This is a genomic window from Anaeroplasma sp., from assembly GCF_034179385.1.
Taxonomy (GTDB): Bacteria; Bacillota_I; Bacilli_A; order Acholeplasmatales; family Anaeroplasmataceae; genus Anaeroplasma.
This window is the reverse complement of sequence record NZ_JAXFPY010000120.1, coordinates 19,636-38,570: the sequence shown is the minus strand read 5'-3', so window position 1 is coordinate 38,570 and position 18,935 is coordinate 19,636. Positions and strand designations below refer to the sequence as shown.

At 34.1% G+C, this 18,935-nt stretch carries 12 protein-coding genes; 8 read left to right on the top strand and 4 right to left on the bottom strand.

Going from position 1 to position 18,935, the window contains the following annotated elements:
* Positions 1–543: 543 nt before the first annotated feature.
* Both mnmA and SPJ17_RS08400 read left to right on the top strand, forming a co-directional pair.
* On the top strand, positions 544–1,668 hold the full coding sequence (mnmA, locus tag SPJ17_RS08405; RefSeq protein ID WP_321094701.1) for a tRNA 2-thiouridine(34) synthase MnmA: 1,125 nt from the start codon (positions 544–546) through the stop codon (positions 1,666–1,668).
* Positions 1,668–3,950, top strand: a complete 2,283-nt coding sequence (locus SPJ17_RS08400; protein WP_321094698.1) for an ATP-dependent RecD-like DNA helicase — start codon at positions 1,668–1,670, stop codon at positions 3,948–3,950. The genes mnmA and SPJ17_RS08400 overlap by 1 nt, the downstream gene beginning before the upstream one ends.
* A gap of 2 nt (positions 3,951–3,952) precedes the next feature.
* Here the strand turns inward: SPJ17_RS08400 and SPJ17_RS08395 are convergent, their stop codons facing one another.
* Entirely contained in the window at positions 3,953–4,192 is a 240-nt protein-coding gene (locus SPJ17_RS08395; RefSeq protein WP_321094694.1) for a helix-turn-helix transcriptional regulator, read from the bottom strand.
* A 224-nt stretch (positions 4,193–4,416) separates the two neighbouring features.
* Here SPJ17_RS08395 and alaS point away from each other — a divergent pair, with 224 nt between their 5' ends.
* From alaS to SPJ17_RS08365, 6 genes are read left to right on the top strand one after another with little or no spacing between them, the layout of a single operon-like run.
* Positions 4,417–7,041 carry an alanine--tRNA ligase gene (gene alaS / locus SPJ17_RS08390; protein ID WP_321094692.1) on the top strand — a complete coding sequence of 875 codons (2,625 nt, stop codon included), beginning with the start codon at positions 4,417–4,419 and terminating at the stop codon, positions 7,039–7,041.
* A complete protein-coding gene (gene ruvX / locus SPJ17_RS08385; RefSeq protein WP_321094690.1) occupies positions 7,041–7,460 on the top strand; it encodes a Holliday junction resolvase RuvX in 420 nt (139 codons plus the stop codon). The genes alaS and ruvX overlap by 1 nt, the downstream gene beginning before the upstream one ends.
* Positions 7,461–7,471: 11 nt before the next feature.
* Positions 7,472–7,804, top strand: coding sequence for a DUF1292 domain-containing protein (locus SPJ17_RS08380; protein ID WP_321094688.1), 333 nt, complete (start codon positions 7,472–7,474; stop codon positions 7,802–7,804).
* Positions 7,788–8,435, top strand: coding sequence for an O-methyltransferase (locus SPJ17_RS08375; protein ID WP_321094686.1), 648 nt, complete (start codon positions 7,788–7,790; stop codon positions 8,433–8,435). Before SPJ17_RS08380 ends, SPJ17_RS08375 begins: the two co-directional genes overlap by 17 nt.
* Positions 8,432–9,688, top strand: a complete 1,257-nt coding sequence (locus SPJ17_RS08370) for an MFS transporter (RefSeq protein ID WP_321094684.1) — start codon at positions 8,432–8,434, stop codon at positions 9,686–9,688. Before SPJ17_RS08375 ends, SPJ17_RS08370 begins: the two co-directional genes overlap by 4 nt.
* A complete protein-coding gene (locus tag SPJ17_RS08365; RefSeq protein WP_321094682.1) occupies positions 9,670–10,560 on the top strand; it encodes an exonuclease domain-containing protein in 891 nt (296 codons plus the stop codon). The genes SPJ17_RS08370 and SPJ17_RS08365 overlap by 19 nt, the downstream gene beginning before the upstream one ends.
* 70 nt (positions 10,561–10,630) lie before the next feature.
* Here SPJ17_RS08365 and pulA read toward each other — a convergent pair whose 3' ends face one another.
* The 3 genes from pulA to SPJ17_RS08350 are packed head-to-tail and all read right to left on the bottom strand — an operon-like array spanning position 10,631 to position 18,510.
* The gene (gene pulA, locus SPJ17_RS08360; RefSeq protein WP_321094680.1) at positions 10,631–18,061 is read right to left on the bottom strand and encodes a type I pullulanase; all 7,431 of its coding nucleotides are present in this window, start codon (positions 18,059–18,061) and stop codon (positions 10,631–10,633) included.
* A 10-nt stretch (positions 18,062–18,071) separates the two neighbouring features.
* Positions 18,072–18,203 carry a hypothetical protein gene (locus tag SPJ17_RS08355; RefSeq protein ID WP_321094678.1) on the bottom strand — a complete coding sequence of 44 codons (132 nt, stop codon included), beginning with the start codon at positions 18,201–18,203 and terminating at the stop codon, positions 18,072–18,074.
* 37 nt (positions 18,204–18,240) lie between these two features.
* The gene (locus tag SPJ17_RS08350) at positions 18,241–18,510 is read right to left on the bottom strand and encodes a hypothetical protein (protein ID WP_321094676.1); all 270 of its coding nucleotides are present in this window, start codon (positions 18,508–18,510) and stop codon (positions 18,241–18,243) included.
* Between the last annotated feature and the right edge of the window lie 425 nt (positions 18,511–18,935).

The window sequence follows — 18,935 nt, the reverse complement described above, 5'->3', positions numbered from 1 at the left end:
CAACTGAGCTAACAGTCCATGTGTTTTTGCTGCTTTTTGCAACTGCAGTAACAATTATACCAAAATATTTTTCTATGTCAACAACTTTTTTGTCTTTTTTGAAAAAATATTTTGGCTGTGTTTTGGCATCCATTTGTGGAGTTGCACCACACAAAGCTTTTATGGATATGCGTCAGTATAAATAAAAGTTTTTAAGGTCATTTAGATACTGAAAAGAATTGGACCTGGCAGATAAATAAGAGTTTATAGTCTTCTAGATCTAGCAAAGATTGGACTTAGCTATTATAACTGCTGTTCAGATGGTAAACAAAACCAACCTTCGAAGTAAATAGCTGCTGCCTTCAATAGTTTTAACATTATGTGTTCACCTCCAAATTTATATAAATCAGAAGTGATACTTCAGGGGTATCACCTCTGAAGGATTTATATTGTAAATCATTTTCATGAAAAAGTAAAGATTTTTTCAAAATTTTTCAAAAAGTTTTCATAGATAAAGGAAAAGCCTTATGCTATAATGAGATACGAAAGAAGAGATGTTGAATTATGAAGGTAATTTTAGGCCTTTCTGGAGGAGTAGATTCCTCTGTAGCTTTAAAGCTTTTAAAGGATCAAGGATATGATGTTGAAGCTATGTTTATGAGAAACTGGGATTCAGCAACAAATAATGATGTATTAGGTAATCCAGATATCAATCTTGATGTATGTCCACAGGAAAAGGACTATCAGGATGCAAAAAAGGTTGCTGACCAATTAGAAGTTAAGCTAAACCGCATCGATTTCATTGAGGAATATTGGGATACTGTATTTACCTATTTTTTAAATGAATATAAATCTGGTAGAACGCCAAACCCAGACATTATGTGCAATAAATATATTAAATTTAATGCATTTCTAAAGCATGCCTCTACCCTAGGTGCAGATTACATTGCGATGGGGCATTATGCAAGAGTAAGACATGAAAAGGATAAGAGCTATCTATTAAGAGGAATAGATTCTTCTAAGGATCAAAGCTATTTCTTATGCCAAATCTCTCAAGAGCAATTAAGACATGCAATATTTCCTGTTGGAGATTTAACGAAAAAAGAGGTTAGAGCTATTGCGAAGGAGGCAAATTTATATACTGCAGATAAAAAGGATTCTACAGGTATTTGCTTCATTGGAGAAAGAAATTTCCATCAATTCTTAAAAAATTATTTACCAAGCCAACCAGGCGATATGGTTACATTAGATGGTAGGGTAGTAGGAAGTCATGATGGCTTAATGTATTATACCATCGGGCAAAGAAAGGGCCTAGGTATAGGTGGCAACCATGATTTTGATAATGCGGCATGGTTTGTTTGTGGTAAGGATTTAGAGAAGAACGAGCTTTTAGTTGGTCAGGGTCATGATAGTGAATATTTATTATCGAACCATTGTATTGCATCTAGCTGCAATTGGATTTGTGATATTCCAGAGGATGGCAAGGAATATGGCGCTAAATTCAGATATCGCCAAAGTGATAATAAGGTTACAATTAAAAAGCTTCCTGGGAATAAAATTGAAGTATATTATGACAATGTCAGAGCGGTTACGCCAGGACAGGCTGTTGTTTTATATGATGGTGAGGTCTGCTTAGGTGGAGCTATCATTGATGAAGTATATATGAATGAGGAAAGAAGAAAATATTAATGGAAGAAAGAAAAGTAGTATCTGGTTATATTAGAAATTACATATATGAAAGCCAAGATTCCCTATATAAGGTTTGTGAGCTTGTACAAGAGGATGATACTATTTTGATTATTGTTGGTTCGTTTCCACATTTAGAGGATGGACTATCTTATGAATTTGTAGGCAAAATGAAAAAACACCCTAAATATGGAGAGCAGTTTTTTGTTGAGTCTTATTCTAAGAGCAATTCTTTTTCTAAAGAAGGGTTAATTCATTATTTGTCTAGTGATAAATTTTATGGTATAGGTCCTAAGCTTGCATCCAATATTGTTGATGAATTAGGGCTTGATTGCATAAGTAAAATTCTAGAGGATAAAGAAGTCTTAAAAAAGGTTTATGGAATGACTAAGCCAAAAATAGAGGTATTATATCAAACATTAAAGGATAATTATGCAACGGAGCAGGTATTTATCCGCCTTTTTGGCTTTGGGCTAACCGCAAAAATGGTAGAAAGATTATATAATACCTATTCGGTTTCTGCTGCAAATAAAGTAGAAGAGAATCCTTATTGCTTAATTACTGAGGTTGAGGGCTTTGGCTTTAAAAAATGTGATAACCTTGCATTAAACTTAGGGATGATGAAAGATGATCCTAAAAGATTATCTGCAGCTATTTTTTATACCCTAAATCAGGTATGCTACCAGCAGGGCTTTACCTTTTTAACAGAAGAGCAATTAATTAATTCAGTCATAAGATTATTAAATGGTGAAATTAACGGTAACGATTTAAAGCCTATTTTAGATGATTTAGTTCGAAATAAAAAAATAGTATTAGAGGACAATAAATATTTTGATGCTTACTTACATAAATGTGAGGTAAAAACAGCTGAAGCTATTTTAAGACTTTCTAAAGGGAAAATAAAAAAATACCCAGAACAGAAGGTTTTCGATGCAATAAAATATGTAGAAGGATTGTTACATATTCAATATACTCCTATGCAAAGGGAGGCTATACTTACCTCTATTTTAAATAAATTATCTATAATTACTGGTGGGCCTGGTACAGGTAAATCTACCATTTTAAATGGTATATTACATGTATATGCAAAATTAAATGGCCTATCTATCGAATCCGATGAATTTAGCTATAAGGTATGTATGGTTGCCCCAACAGGTAGAGCTGCCAAAAGAATGACGGAGACAACAAAATATAAGGCTTCTACCATTCACAAGGCACTAGGGTACAATTTTGATGGCGATTTTAGTTATAATGAGGATTCCAAAATGGCATATTCCCTACTGATTGTCGATGAGGCATCTATGATGGATATATCCATTACGATGAGTCTATTTACAGCATTACAGGATAAATGCCAAGTCATTTTAGTTGGAGATAAGGACCAATTACCATCCGTAGGTCCTGGTAATGTTTTATATGATTTAATTCAATCGGATGTATTTATTACAACAAAGCTAAATCAGATTATGCGTCAGGCAAAGGATTCCGATATTATTTCCTTATCCCATATGGTTTTATCGGAAAGAATCGATTATAAGATATTCAATAATAAAAAAGAGGTATTCTTTTATAATAGTGACGTTTCATCGACAATTCCTAGGCTGAAAAAGCTTTTAGATGCTTATTTAGCTAATGGTGGAGATTTACAATCTGGTATTCAAATCCTTGCGCCAATGTATGCAGGTAATGCAGGAATTGATGCAATCAATAGCTTTATTCAAGAAGAATATAATAAAGAAAAAGAAAAAATCTTAAAAAGAGATTTTAAGATTTTTAAGAAAAATGATAAGGTTTTACAGCTTAAAAATGATTCCGTTCATGAAATAATGAATGGAGATATCGGTAAAATCTTAGATATCATTAAGATAGACGAAAAGGATGCAATGCTCATCGATTTTGATGGCAGAATCATAACCTACATGGCATCCGATATAGAAAATTTAACTTTAGCCTATTGTATGTCTATACATAAATCGCAGGGTTCTGAATTTCTAAATGTCATTATGCCCATACTGCCATCCTATCAAATAATGCTTAAAAAGAAGATTATTTATACAGGAATGACTAGAGCGAAGAAAAAATTGATTCTTCTTGGTAAAACTGAGTCCCTAGAAAAAGCGATTCACGATATGGATTATTTAAGGCAAACCTATTTAACCCCAAGATTATCCAATAAAATCTCTAGCGAATTAGAAAATAAAATATTCGATAAGGATATCCCATTTGATACCTTTGGTGAATATGATATGGAAGAAATAACTCCATATTCCTTCATGGAAAAATAAGCCTAATCGAAGATAATTATATTATCCTCCATAGGCTTTTTTAATTCTAAAATTTCTGTTAAATCCAGCTTTAAAATTCTACAAATCGCTTGAAGCTCAATGAAGGATGGTTCTAAAGAACCATTTTCAATGCGATTATATCTTATAATTTGGGTAGGTATTTTTTTAGCCATTTCCTTTTGCTTATACCCAAATTCAATTCTTTTTTGTTTCATTATTTTTGAAAAAGCATAAAATGTCATAGATTCTCCTTAAGTATTGAATTCATTTTTGCTATTCAATAGGATTGTATCACAGCATTTTATGAAAAGGAATAATCACATTTTGAGAAATGTTTTTTTAATTATGTTGCTTTTACTTAAAACTATGTTTTACTTTCGGGTTTGTTATTGCTATTGAAACCCTTTTTTGATATAATCAAAATGTTGTAAAGCGCCTATAGGGTGCTTAATGGAGGTAAGAGTCTATGAAATATATGACTTCAAGTGAAATTCGCCAAATGTGGCTAGATTTCTTTAAATCAAAAGGACACAGTGTAGAGCCATCTGCATCCCTAGTCCCACACAATGATCCAACATTACTATGGACCAATGCGGGTGTAACACCATTAAAGAAATATTTTGATGGTACAATGGTTCCAGAAAACCCAAGAATTACAAATGCACAAAAGTGCATTCGTACAAACGATATTGAAAATGTAGGTAAGACTGCAAGACACCATACCTTCTTTGAAATGCTTGGTAACTTCTCTATTGGAGATTATTTTAAGAGTGAGGCGATCGCCTTTGCCTCAGAATTATTATTCAGCGAGAAGTGGTTTGGCTTTGACCCAAATAAATTATATATCACATATTACACTAAGGATTTAGATGCTAAGCGTGAGTGGATGAGCCATGGTGTTAAGGAAGACCATTTAATCCCACTGGATAGCAATTTCTGGGAAATTGGTGAGGGTCCATGTGGTCCCGATACAGAAATGTTTTACGACCGTGGTGAAAAATATGATAAGAGAGGCCCTGAATTAATTCGTGATGATATTGAAAACGATAGATTCATTGAAATTTGGAATATCGTATTCTCACAGTTTAATTCTAAAGAGGGTGTAGCAAGAGAAAATTATAAGGAGCTACCTTCTAAGAATATTGATACAGGATGTGGTCTTGAAAGATTATGCTGCGTTATGCAGGGTGTAGATACAAACTATGATACAGATTTATTTATGCCAATCATTAAAAAGACTGAGGAAATCTCTGGCGTAAAATATGAAGGTCAAATGGCATTTAAGGTTATTGCTGACCATGTAAGAACAGTAACATTTGCGGTAGCTGATGGTGCAACATTATCGAACGAAGGTAGAGGATATGTGCTTAGAAGAGTATTAAGAAGAGCTTCTAAATATGCAAAATCCTTAGGCATTAATAAGCCATTTATGTCTACTCTTGTCGATGTTGTAATTAAGATTATGGATCCATATTATCCATATTTACACGAAAAGAAGGAAATTGTTAAGCAAGTAATTACTGCAGAGGAAAAGCAATTCCTAAAGACCTTAGCCGACGGTGAAAAGAGATTTGCATTAATTGCAGAAGCATCTAAGGATAAAAAGGTTATTTCTGGAGCGGATGCATTCACATTATATGATACCTATGGCTTCCCAATTGAGCTTACCATTGAATATGCAGAGGAAAAGGGCTTAACCGTGGACCAAGAGGGCTATAAGGCATATTTAAAGGAACAAAAGGAGCGTGCAAGAAATGCACGTAAGGATGAGGAGTCTATGGGAGGACAGAATGAGGAATTCTTAAACTTCAAAAAAGAATCTCGCTTCTCAGGCTATGATGCAACAAATCATAAAGCTAAGGTTATTGCTGTATTTGGTAATGCAGTAGTATTAGATGAAACGCCATTTTATGCATTTAGTGGTGGACAATTATCGGATAAGGGTACTTTAGGTGATATTCCTGTTGTTGATGTTATTAAAATGCCTAATGGACAGCACCTACATGTTTTAGGTGTAAAGGAATGTCCATTTAAGGTTGGAGATATCATCTGGGCAATTGTCGATAAGGAGAATAGAGATTTAACTAGAAAGAATCACTCTAGTGCTCACCTACTACAAGCTGCACTTCAGCATGTATTAGGTAATCATGTACACCAAATGGGTTCTCAGGTATGTAGCGATTATTGTCGTTTCGATTTCAATAATTATCAATCTTTAACGGATGATGAAATATTAGCTGTTGAGGATTTAGTGAACACCTATGTTAAGGAAGCACATTCTGTAAAGACTTTAGTATTACCTATTGAAGAGGCTAAGAAGCTTGGCGCTATGGCATTATTCGGTGAAAAATATGGGTCTTCGGTAAGAGTTGTTGATATGGATATTTCAAAGGAATTCTGTGCAGGTACTCATGTATCGAATACCTCTGAGATCATCGATTTTGAGATTGCATCGGTTGAATCTATTGGTTCTGGTGTATTCCGTGTTACAGCTGTAACAGGTGCAAATGCACATGAATTATTAGTAAAATCTACAGAAAATATTCAAAATACCCTAAATACAATCCTAGCTAAGGCAGAAGATATTATTAGGTCTGCAAAGAATGAGGGTATTGAATTATTCTTTAATTATGAAAAGAAGGAGCTTAACCTTAAGGGCTATAGATATATTTTAGCCTTAAGAGAAGAGGTTTCTAAAGCTTTAAATAGTGTAAAGGACTTAGAAAAGGAATACAACCAAAAGAAGAGCCAATCTGCCCTAAAGAGTCTAGAGAAGTTCGATAGCCTAATCATAGGGGATAAGCTATTTACTACTGTTGATGTTAAGGATACAAACCTTATTAAGGATATGGCATGTGCCTTAAGAAATAATAAGGGCTTAAATGTTGTATTACTTGCATCCTGTGATGGTGCTAAGGTTACCTTCGTATGTGCAGCTAACGCTCCATACGATGCTTGCCAAATCGTTAAGGAAGCAACAAAGATCACCGGAGGCGGTGGTGGAGGAAAGAAGGATCTAGCTCAGGCTGGCGGAAGAGATTCCTCTAAGGTTTTTGATGCATTAGAGCACGTTAAGGAATTCTTAAAATAATGAAGTATATTGGTCTTGATTTAGGGTCTAGAACCTTAGGGGTTGCCATTTCGGATGAAATGGGAATACTTGCAAGAGCGTATGATACACTAAGATTTTATGACGATGATTATGAAAAGGCAATTGAATATACAATCGATATATGTAAGAAGGAGAAGGTAAGTATTGTTGTACTTGGACTTCCTAAGCATATGAATGGAGATGAGGGTGTAAGAGCCCAAATCTCCTTTGATTTTAAAGCGGAAATTGAAAAAAGATCGGATATTAAGGTTGTTTTAATGGATGAAAGATTAACTACAGTGATTGTAGATAAGGCTATGATTTCTGCAAATGTAAGAAGAAAAGATAGACATGAAAAGAAGGATGAAATGGCTGCCGTAGTCATTTTACAAAACTATCTAGATAAAAAATCTTTTTAAGGAGAAGAATTATGCAAGATCGTACATTAACATTAATTCAGGATGACGGAAAAGAAATCCTATGTGATATTTTATTCACCTATCATTCAGAAGAATTTAATAAGGATTACGTAGTATTCCAAGTAAGAGGAGAGGCAAGTGCTTCTGCAGCAATTTATCATCCAGAGGATAATGGTAAGGGAAGCCTAGAGAGAATTGAGTCTGATGAAGAATGGGAAATGCTTGAGGAGCTATTAAATGATTATGCTTCTAGCATGGAGGATTCTTGTTCCTCTGGCTGTAGTGGCTGTAGTGGCTGCAGTTCGGATGAGGAATGTGGTGGTTGTGGTGAATGCCAACATTAATGATAGAAAGCCTACAAATGATCTTACCTTTAGCGATTTAGATAAAGAATTAAGGGAGTATGCTATATCCCATGATGTACCTATTATTCAAGATGATGGCCTTGCTATGCTTGAGTCGATCATTCGAATAAAAAGACCTAAAAAAATATTAGAAATTGGCTGTGCTATTGGATACTCTGCCATAAGAATGGCATCCGTTTTAGGTTCTATAGTTTATACGATTGAAAGAAATGAGGAAATGTATAACCAAGCTATAGAAAACGTAAAAAAAGCCAATTTAAGTGATAAAATTCACATTATTTTTAAGGATGCTTTAGAAGCATATGATTTAGTTAAGGATAATACCTTTGATTTAATCTTCATTGATGCGGCAAAAGCTCAATATATGAAATTCTTTAATTTATATACTCCACTATTATCTACCCATGGTGTTGTTGTATGTGATAACATGGAATTCCATGGCTTAGTTGAGGTATTAGATAATGAAGAGGAATACAAATCCTATTCTAGAGGGGTTAGAGGTATTATAAGAAAAATGGCTAAATTTCATGATGAATTATTAGCTAAAGAGGATTTTGATTCTACTTTATTTGAGGTAGGAGATGGAATAGCCATCTCAGTTAAAAAATGAGAAGCTATCCTAGATATATCACTATTGTAATTACCTCATTATTCATAGGCATACTTACAAATTTAGGTCATCCAGTAACTCCATATTTAGTTAAAGCTAGAGGCTTTATAGAATATTCATTTTCTATATTCTTTTCTGTAATGAGCTTAGGAATGCTTATATTTGCACCCCTATGGGGCTCATTTGGAGATAAATATGGAAGAAGAATTGTATTACTTATTTGTTCTATAGGATATTCTATAGGGCAGGTATTCTTTGGCTTTTTAGATAATATATATTTGGTTATATGTGCAAGATTCTTTAGTGGCTGTTTTAGCGCAGGATTAATGGTATCTGTCATAAGCTTTTTAGATACCTCTAGGGGACTTAAAGGCTTTGATATGAAAAGATTAATACCTATGGTATTATCTTTTAATCTAGTTGGTTCTTCCTTAGGGTCCTATATTGGTGGAGTCTTAGGTGATACCTTAGGTGGAAACTTAAATAGCTACCAATGGGTATTATATATTCAGGCAATATCGCTATCTATTTTTGGCTTAATTCTATTTTTCTTCTTTAGGCTCACGGATGAAGAGCTATATAATGAAAATCAAAAAAGATCCAATTTTATTAAGAATATTAAGAATGTTTCAAAGATTGGACTTTGGAGTATTATCTTCTTGATTTGCTTAACATTATTCAATGTAGTTTTTACAAATATGCAAAGATATTTAGATTATTATTATGCAGATATAGGCAAAACCTCAAGTGAGCTTGGATTATTTAATTTAATTATAGGTATCGCAACACTTATAACGAATATTTTAATTACTCCAATATTATTAAAGAAATTAAAGTCTATTGTATCCATTATATTATTTGCAATATTAGGCACAATATCTATTGTAATAACCTTCGCCATAAATAAGGATTATTTAATTTATATGATATATACCGTATTAATGGTATATATTATGTCTAAGGCAATTATTGAATCCGGAAGTGTTTCTTTCATTCAAGAAAATATAAAAATAGCACCAGGCTTAATTATGGGGGTAAGGCAATCCTTTATGTCCTTAGGGGCAGTAGTTGGCCCACTGGCTGGAGGTGCAATTTATTATTCCCTTCCTGTAGATGAAAGAAGAATACTATTCTTTATTTGTGCACTCTTATATCTTTTAGCTGCCATAATATTATTTGGTATATACATTTTAAGAAATAGATTTAAATCCAATCCACTAGGAGGTGATATCTTTTGCGAATCCGTGGATTAATTCATATGATTGAGCTCGATAATAAAATTATCGGCATTAAAAAATATAAAAAGATAGAATTCTTTTATTTCCAAAATTCACAGATGAATGTTTTTAAAAGATATTTATATGTAGGGAATTGGATTGATTTAGAATATGATGAAGAAAAAACCACTAGAAGAGGTCCATATTTAGCTTATGTAATTTCCTTTGTAAATCGTTTAGAGGCAGAAGGATTATATGATCATATAGTTTATTATGATAAAAAGGATATTACATCGAGTCTATATGAATTCTTAGGTAGCTTAGATAATACTATGTTCTTAGATTTAGAAATGACGATGCCTCCTTATAATTTTAAGGGTAAAGGCTTTAGAACAGAGGTTATTCAGGCTGGCTTTATCATCTTTAATAAGAATGGTGAGGAGCTTATGAGATATAGAAATTTCATCGAGCCTATGATTACAAAGACCTTATCGAAAAGAGCAGAGAAGTTCTTAGGTATTACCAATGAGGAATTCATTGAAAATCAAATTCCTTATTTAACCTTCTATAATGATTTTAAAAGAATCATTAAAAAATATAATCCAGCTATCGTCGTTTATGGTAAGAATGATATCTTAGTTTTAAATGATTCTTATTTATTACATAATGTTCCATCCTTAAAGAATCAAACAAGATATGTGAATTTATGTCAATTGATTAAATCGCATTATGAATTAAGAAATGACCCAGGCTTATTTAAGTTATTTCAAATTTATTATGATAATGAAGATATACAGGTTCATGACGCGTTTAACGATAGTGAGGTTACAGCTAAGGTATTTCAAGCCTTTAAAGAAGATATCCTTTACGGGACAAAAACACAAGAAATTAAAGATAATTTTGATTAGGAGAGAAATGTTTCTCTCTTTTTTATTGCTAAAGAAAAGGCAATAACCATACGGCTATTGCCTTAATCTATTAATTTGCTTTATAAGCAATGATGGTTTGATATGGATAAATTGTTGTATTTCCAGATACGGAAGAATATTTACCTAAGGTATCTAAATATAATGTATATCCACTTAAATCTACTGTAGCAGTAGAATCATATCCATTATGATGAATAATTCTATATGTACCATTAGATGTTTCAATATCATAGTAGAAGTAAGATAGATTTGTTTGATCATAAGTCATACTATTTCTTACACTAGAACAAGATGATGCAGGTAATGTAATATTACCAGAAGTCTTTAATTGACATAATTTCTTGTAATTTTGGAACATATTGTTATAAGTAATCTTTAATGAATAATCTAAGTCATTTACAGCATAACCTGAATTATAGGAATTATGCTCGCCATCCTTATCTCTTAGGAATTCCTCACCCTCCTGGATGAAGGAAATGCCTTGGCTTGTTAATACTAACGCATTGGCAAGTGTTGACATCTTCGCTGCGTTTTGACCAGTGATATTATTTGTTGCAAGACCATCAGCAATGTTATAGTTATCATGGCAGGAAACATAGGATACTGTGTATGGAATATTATTCGATCTATCATCACCAATAAAGCCCATGACACCATTTTGAATTGCATAAATATCACTACCGTGGTCGCTGCTTCCATTTACCCAACCCCAGGTATTGGAATTCGATACGCTACCTAATACAGCATCACGAATGGTTGAGTTGAAGCAACCGAAGTGCTCCCAAGAGCCATAATTGGATAAGCTACATAATGGAGCACCAGCATAATCAATACCTGCAGCTGCCCAAGGCTCACCATATACGACAATATTCGATTTTACATTTGTTTGAAGGTTATATGCTAAAGCATCCATAGTTCCAATATCATGGATTCCCATTAGATCGAAGCGGAAGCCTCCAAGCTTATATTCTTTTGCCCAGAATTCTGTAGAATCTATCATGAACTTTCTCATCATGATACGCTCACTACATGTCTCATTACCGCAACCAGATCCATCTGCCATATAACCATTTACATAGCGGAAGTAGTACCCAGGCATTAGATAATTGAAGTTTGATGTCATTGCATCACTTACATGGTTGAATACAACATCCATGATAATCGTAATGCCAGCCTGATTATATTTCATTACTAATGTCTTGAATTCTCTAATTCTTTCATATCCATCATATGGATTTCTAGAATAAGAACCATCAAGTACATTGTAATTTAATGGGTTATAGCCCCAGTTGAAGGATGGATTTACCTCATCATTTGCAGAATCAAAGATTGGAAGTAATTGAACTGCATTGACGCCTAATTCCTTAATATGATCAAAGCCTGTAGTCACCGTTGTACCATCTTGAGTATAGGTTGTACCTTCCTCACAGAAGCCTAAATATGTTTTACTTAATAATGGATTACCACCCCAAGTAGAAGAGGATGTTAAATCGGCAATATGTGCCTCATAAACAGCTAAATCACCAGGGTTAATGTCTAATGTTTGAATGGAATCCCAGCCCTCTGGGTTTACAGATTCAAAATCAACAACCATACCACGAAGTCCATTGACACCTGCAGATTTTGCATAAGGGTCAACAAGCTCTTGGCTATCATACATGAAATTAGAAACGACATAGGTATAATATTTACCAGATAAATCACCAGTTACAGTCTTACTCCATACGCCCTTAGTGCCTAAGGTCATATCGTATTCTGTATACGTATCATTTCCACCTAGGTAGGATGGAGTACCTGTTTCATAAATTCTTAACTTCATGGAAGTTGAAATTGGACTCCAAACCTTAAATGTTGTGCTGGATTTTGAATAGATTGCGCCAAGCTCACCATCAAATCCATAGGTAGCTTCGAAGCGAGATGTAGAATATAAATACATCATATTTCCCTTAGCACTACCTTTACCATTTGCAAATGTAACCTCTAGATGATATACATCATTTACATTTGGCATTGTAGAACCAAAGTTATATGCTACGTATGTAGGAGTATTTGAAGTTAAATTGGAAGAGGAGGATCCTGAATGAATGAATTCTGTACCATTCTTTAAAATCTTCCAATTGATTGAAGGAGAAGCTAATCCAAAATTCATATAGAATTGATTATCTTCTTGGTCTTGGTAGAAATTGAAATAGCTTATATTTGCGCCAACGGTTTCAGCAATAGAAGAATATACACCAGAAGAACCACCAACGAAATATACGTGTAAATAGCCATCAGCTTCCTTCTTTAAATCAGAAAGCTTAAAGTATTTATTTGTACCATCCTTACTCCAATCGGTTTCCTTTTTAATAATTACACCAAAGTTATCTGCACCAAGAATCTCTGCTTGAGTAAATGTGTAATAAATACCATAAGAATCTGTACTTGTCATTTTGTACTGAGCACCCTCAAGGCCATCAGCCCAAACATGGATTGTATCAAATGTAGAATAATCATTATCAGCTCTATGATAATGTAATTTTAAGCCATTGATGGTAATTGCCTCTAAATATCCACAAACGTTACATAATTGATAATAATTATCATTTTCATTGATGAATTCAAATTCATGGGCTACCTCATTTATTCTTTCATGACAGTCTACACATTCCATCCAATGTGTAGTTGTTGAGAAGGAATAGTCCGTTGCAAGAGTATGTGTATGACCAATCTTAGGTAAAACTATAGTTTTGGTCTCACCACAAATGGTACAAGTAAATGTCTTTATGCCTGTAGAGGCCTCTGTAGGCGCGACTGTTACAACACCATCGTCCCATACATGATTTACACAAGGAGCTGGTATTTCATATTGCATCCATGTACCTACGGTACAAGAAATTCCAGAACCACCACTAATGTAATATGCATTTGTTGTCGTTTTATCGACTGTGATGTCTACAGTTTGTGTACCAGTACTATTGTTAAAAACAACATAGGTATAAGCAGAAACATCATAATCGATATAATATACATCCTCATTATTAGAATTTTTGCCATATAGGCTCATTTTCATTCCAGGCCATGGATTTAATCGGTCATTGCCCGAATTATAAATATAAGCGTAAACAGTAGACCACCCATAGTTATTTGTGAAATAAACTCTAGTTGTTCCAATCTTATCAATAGTTAATGTTTTCGTTTCATTACAATCGCTACAAGTGTATTTTACACTACCATTTGTAGTTCTTGTTGGAGCAACTACAGTTCCTTGAACCCAAGTGTGGGAATGTTGAGATTCAGAAGAGGAAGCCTCACCTAGCACCTTTCTTTCTAATTCTATTCCACAAACAGAACAAGTTACTACATAATATTTTGTAGTATCTAAAGTTTCTATTGTTACTACCTTTTGGTGATCTCTGTAAGGCATTTCAACTGTCTTTGTTTGTTCTGTAAAATTAGTATTTACGAATCCTCTTGTAGTAAATACCTTTGTACCATGAACCTTACATGTAGATTCCTTTGTAACAGTAACATCACAGGCAATAGATTCATATTCTAAAACCTCATCACAAATAGTACATGTAATTTCTGCTTCACAGCTTAGATAATCCTCACTCCATGTGTAAGTAGGAGTAGATGGATTATGGGTATGAGAAAGTGTAGGGATGGCCTCAAGCTTAGTTTCGCTACATACTGTACAGGTATAGATCATCATACCTGTAGTAGATTCTGTTGGTTCCTTTGTTACAACTCCACTATCCCATGTATGACCCTTTGGAGGAAGAATTTCAACCTTAGTTTCATCGCATAAATCATCTAAGCATGTATAGGTCTTATGTCCTGGTAGAGTACAAGTAGGAGCCTTAGTAATAACTCCTAAATCCCAGTTATGATTGTCTAGATTCGATGCAGGAACATCATAATAGGACCAAGTACCTACGGTATATTTACCCTCTGAATTTGCATCACTAATATAATATGCATTTGTTGTAGTTATATCTACAGGAATATCAATCGTTTGGCTACCGTTGCCACTATTAAAGACAATATAGGAATTTGGAGTTACATTATAATCAATATAATAAATGCCTTGACCCATATCATTATTCTTTAAATAGGTCATTTTAATTCCAGGCCATATTTCAACTACGCCTGAACCAGATTCAAAAATATATGCAAATACATCGGTCCAGCCTTGACTATTTGTTAAATAAACTCTTGATGTTCCAAGCTTATCAATGGTTAATGTTTTTTCCTTTTCGCACTCTATACAAGTATAGGTTACAGAGCCATCTTGAATTCTTGTTGGAGGAGTAACTACTCCCTCATCGAAGGTATGGTTATTCGTCTTCGGAATCGTTAATGCCTCTAGTGTAGTTTCATGGTAGCTTGCATCAAAATATGTGTTGCAATCTGCGCAATAATAATATTCTAAATTACCAGTAACCCCGCATGTTGCAGCCTTTGCTTCTACATGAGTGTATGTATGTGTATGAGAACCATCATCAACCTTTTGGTTCGTATATGTATGGCCGCCTACTGTAACAGACGCAGTATAAGTAGTTGTAGTTCCAACTACTGAACTTGTGATTGTTGCATTTACTGTATCCTTATGAGATACATTTCTCTTGCAAGTGAAGGAAGCAGTAGCCTGGCTAAAGCCAATCCAAGTCCAAGTAGGCTCGCTTGCATAATCATAATCATGACCTAATGCAGGAATAGATTCAGTATATGTAGAACCACAATTTGCACATGTATAAGTCTTTACACCTGTAACCTCACATGTAGGTTGAGCGGTTACTACACCAGAATCAAAGGAGTGAGAAGAACAAGTATTTTTAACGATATTGTAATAATAGATATATTTTGAATTACAAAAATCATATGTTGAAATATATTCATTGTATACCAACTCAGAAGTTTGTACAACATTTTGTGTATTACCATTATTGAAAATGATACGGTCATAGCCTACATTATAAGCTACTGCATATAATCCAGTAGAATCCTTTGACATTGCAATACCTGGCCATTGAGCAACCTTATCATAAGTCGTATTATTCCAAATATATGCGTAAACATTAGACCAACCAGCTGAATTTTTGAAATGTGTAGCAGTTACTGCTTGAGCTTTATAAGAAGCATTTGTGTAATCTAATTTTAATTCCTCAGATTGATATGTACCATCACTGAAGATGATATTCTCATAATCTTCGAAGGAAGTATATGTAATAGAATAAGTATCACCATCTTGAGTCATTGCCTTACCAGGCCATGTAGCGTTCTTATCATTACTACCATACATATATGCATAAATAGTATTTTCCCATCCTTCAGGCTTTGTCAATGTAACTGTATAAACATTTGGAGCTTTAGTTTTTGTATAAACAAATGTTTTCGTTGTTTCAGTACCGTTGATATCCAAAGCCTTAATGGTAACTGGAAGAGTATCCATTTCAGCCATAGAATTACCGAAGGTTAATGTAGCACCAGAAGTAATGTTATATGTTTTACCATCAACCTCTAATGTTGCAGAAACCGCATTTTTAATTGTATATGTAGCAGTAGTCGTTGCAGTATAGAAGGAATCCTCAATGTCATCTTCGATAGATAGACTACCATACCCTCCAGAATATAATACTGCGATTCCACAAGGTGCCATTTCACCAGATACCTTACCACCTGTAACAGTAAATGTATTCCCGGAAACTAAATCTTGATATGTACCATTCTTCATAACATCAGGTACAGAAACGCTAGATACAGAGGTACCAGAGGAGGCATTTACTAATACCATACCTGATTCAGTATCGTTATAACGTACTACTTGTGCAAAGTTAGAATTATTTGCTAAATATTCCTGTTGAGTTCCCCAATAATTTCTGAATTTATTTACAGCAGCTACCTCTGCTAGTTTATATGCATCAGAGCCCTTAGCGCCAAGCTTAGTTTGGCAGCTCATCCATGCAGAAGTACCAGCAGTATCTGTAGGTCTTGCTAAATATAACGCCTTAGCACCATTTCTAGAACCCATGATTGCATAAGTTTTGTTGATATTAGAAATAGATGTATCTGGAGATTCATGCTGATCATTTGCATATGTATCATGCGATTCAGCCCAAACGATGCAGTTTTCTCCACTTTCATAGCTTGTTGGGGTATAAGAGCTAGATGCAGAAGCAGTTCCACTGTTAAAGCCTGCTCTTAAATTGTTTCCACACTCATTTGCGATAACATCCATGTATGGAATATACCAATCATAGGATCTTCCATTTCCACAACCATTTAGGATTTCACCATAACAATAAATTTCTTGACCCTTGCCTTCTGCATATTCTCTTGCACCACCAACTACAGTAGGCCAAAACTGTGATGGACCACATGGTTCAGAAGAGTTATCTGTTTCAATGTGCTTAGCAGCATCAAATCTGAAACCATCAACACCTAAGTCAATGTATTCCTTTAATAGAGATAATACTCTTTGCTGAACATGAGAATCATGAGTATTTAAATCTGGTAAACCAATCGCACCATTTGTTGTATGAGAACTATCTGATGCATTATTAGATGTCTCTGAATGAAGCTTAGCTCCCCCAGCAATAGTACCATTCGTACCATAGATGGTTGGCTCATAATCTGAAACGCCAGAGGATAACTCTGTATTGCTACCAGCTAAATGGTTTGCAACAACGTCTACGATTACCTTTAGTCCAATATTATGTGCCTTAGTAACCATAGATTGTAAATCAGACTTTGTACCAATTGCATTTTGGCAGGTATCTGGAGCGATGACGAAGCCAAGTGGTTGGTATAGCTTCCACCATGCGTCCTTGGCTGTGTTACCTTCATAGTAATCCTTTTGAGGCTGCATTGGTGATGTTTGAACTGCAGTATAACCTGCATTCTTTATATTTTGTAAATTTTCTTCAATCACGGACATGTGCCAGTTCCATGCATGGAAGATGTTACCATCTTCAATGGAGCTTGCAGTGAAGCAATCAGCAATAGAGGAAGATTCTTCAAATGATCCACTGCCTAATGTCACACTAAATTTTTCTGGAATATCATAGTATACAGTATTTGTGGTTTCTGTTGTTGAGTCAGCATAGAAATACTCAAATGTTGTACCTAGCTTCCATCCTTGATATTCCGCTAAATCTGTTAATGTATAAACGGAATAATAAGTATTAGATACTTTATTCTTGCCATTTGTACCTGTAACCTCATCATAAACAGAAGTAGTAGTAATGCTAGCATTCTTTGTAGCCTCTCCTGCTTTAGATAAAGTGAAGTTTAGATTGATCTTTGTAATGGATGTCAAATCCGTTACTGGAGTCATTGTACTGATAAAACGAATTTTATCTCCCTCAGTATTCTCTTGTTGCTCAAGAGATACGCCTATTGTATCTGCATAAGATGCACTTGCATTTACTGCAGCACAACTAATCCCAGCTGCAGCAAATACAGTTGAAAACAGGATAATAGATTTAATCTTTTTCATAGACTACCTCCTACTTGCCACCGAATAAATCGGATAGCGAACTAGATCCTCCGCCACTAGTAGAACCATTGTTAGATACAGCAATGATGTCTTCTAAATTTATTTTGATATCTTTAATTTCCGGTCTTTCGTATTTTTTCATGCTTTGTTCTCCTTTTTGTCTTTTTTACCCAAAAATTTTAGGTATGTAATTCTTTCCATTCATCATCATCTTCGTATGATCCACCATTGGATACACCAGATGATGGTTCTTCCGTAGTGGTTGTTTCAACTGTAGTAGTTTCAATGCCAGTTGAAGTCTCTATGAAAGTAGTAGTTGGCACCTCTATAGAAGTGGTGGGCGCCTCATCTTCCTTAGTCGTCTTGGTAGTATCCTTTGTATTGCTGTTACAAGAGGCTAAAGTTATTAAACCAATTAGACATGGAAATAAAATAAATTTTATTTTCATATAAAAAAACTCCTTTGGTTAATTGTACCATAGAATAACAGCGAAATAAATATGAAAGAAGCGTGTAAAAGATGAAAATTTCCTTTGATTTTACGAAAAAATAATGAAAAGAATTATGTTGCATTTTTGTAAATATTGTAGGGACTGCTAATATATCATTTTTCCCTCAATAATAAGTATTGTTCTTTGTTGATAAATCAAAGCCACACACTCATTTATTTGTGAGTAAGTCTCTTTTACTTTTAGCGTCAGTTTCCTAAAATTTATAAGAAAATAGACAGAATCTATTCATCTTGTTTGAAATGCGATAAAAGCATTAAAATTTTGCAATATAATGCACTTTCAAAATTTAATTGCATTATATGTTTTACAAAAAAAGAAAAAGTTTGCCACTTTTGACAAACTTTAAAAACTAGAAACAACTT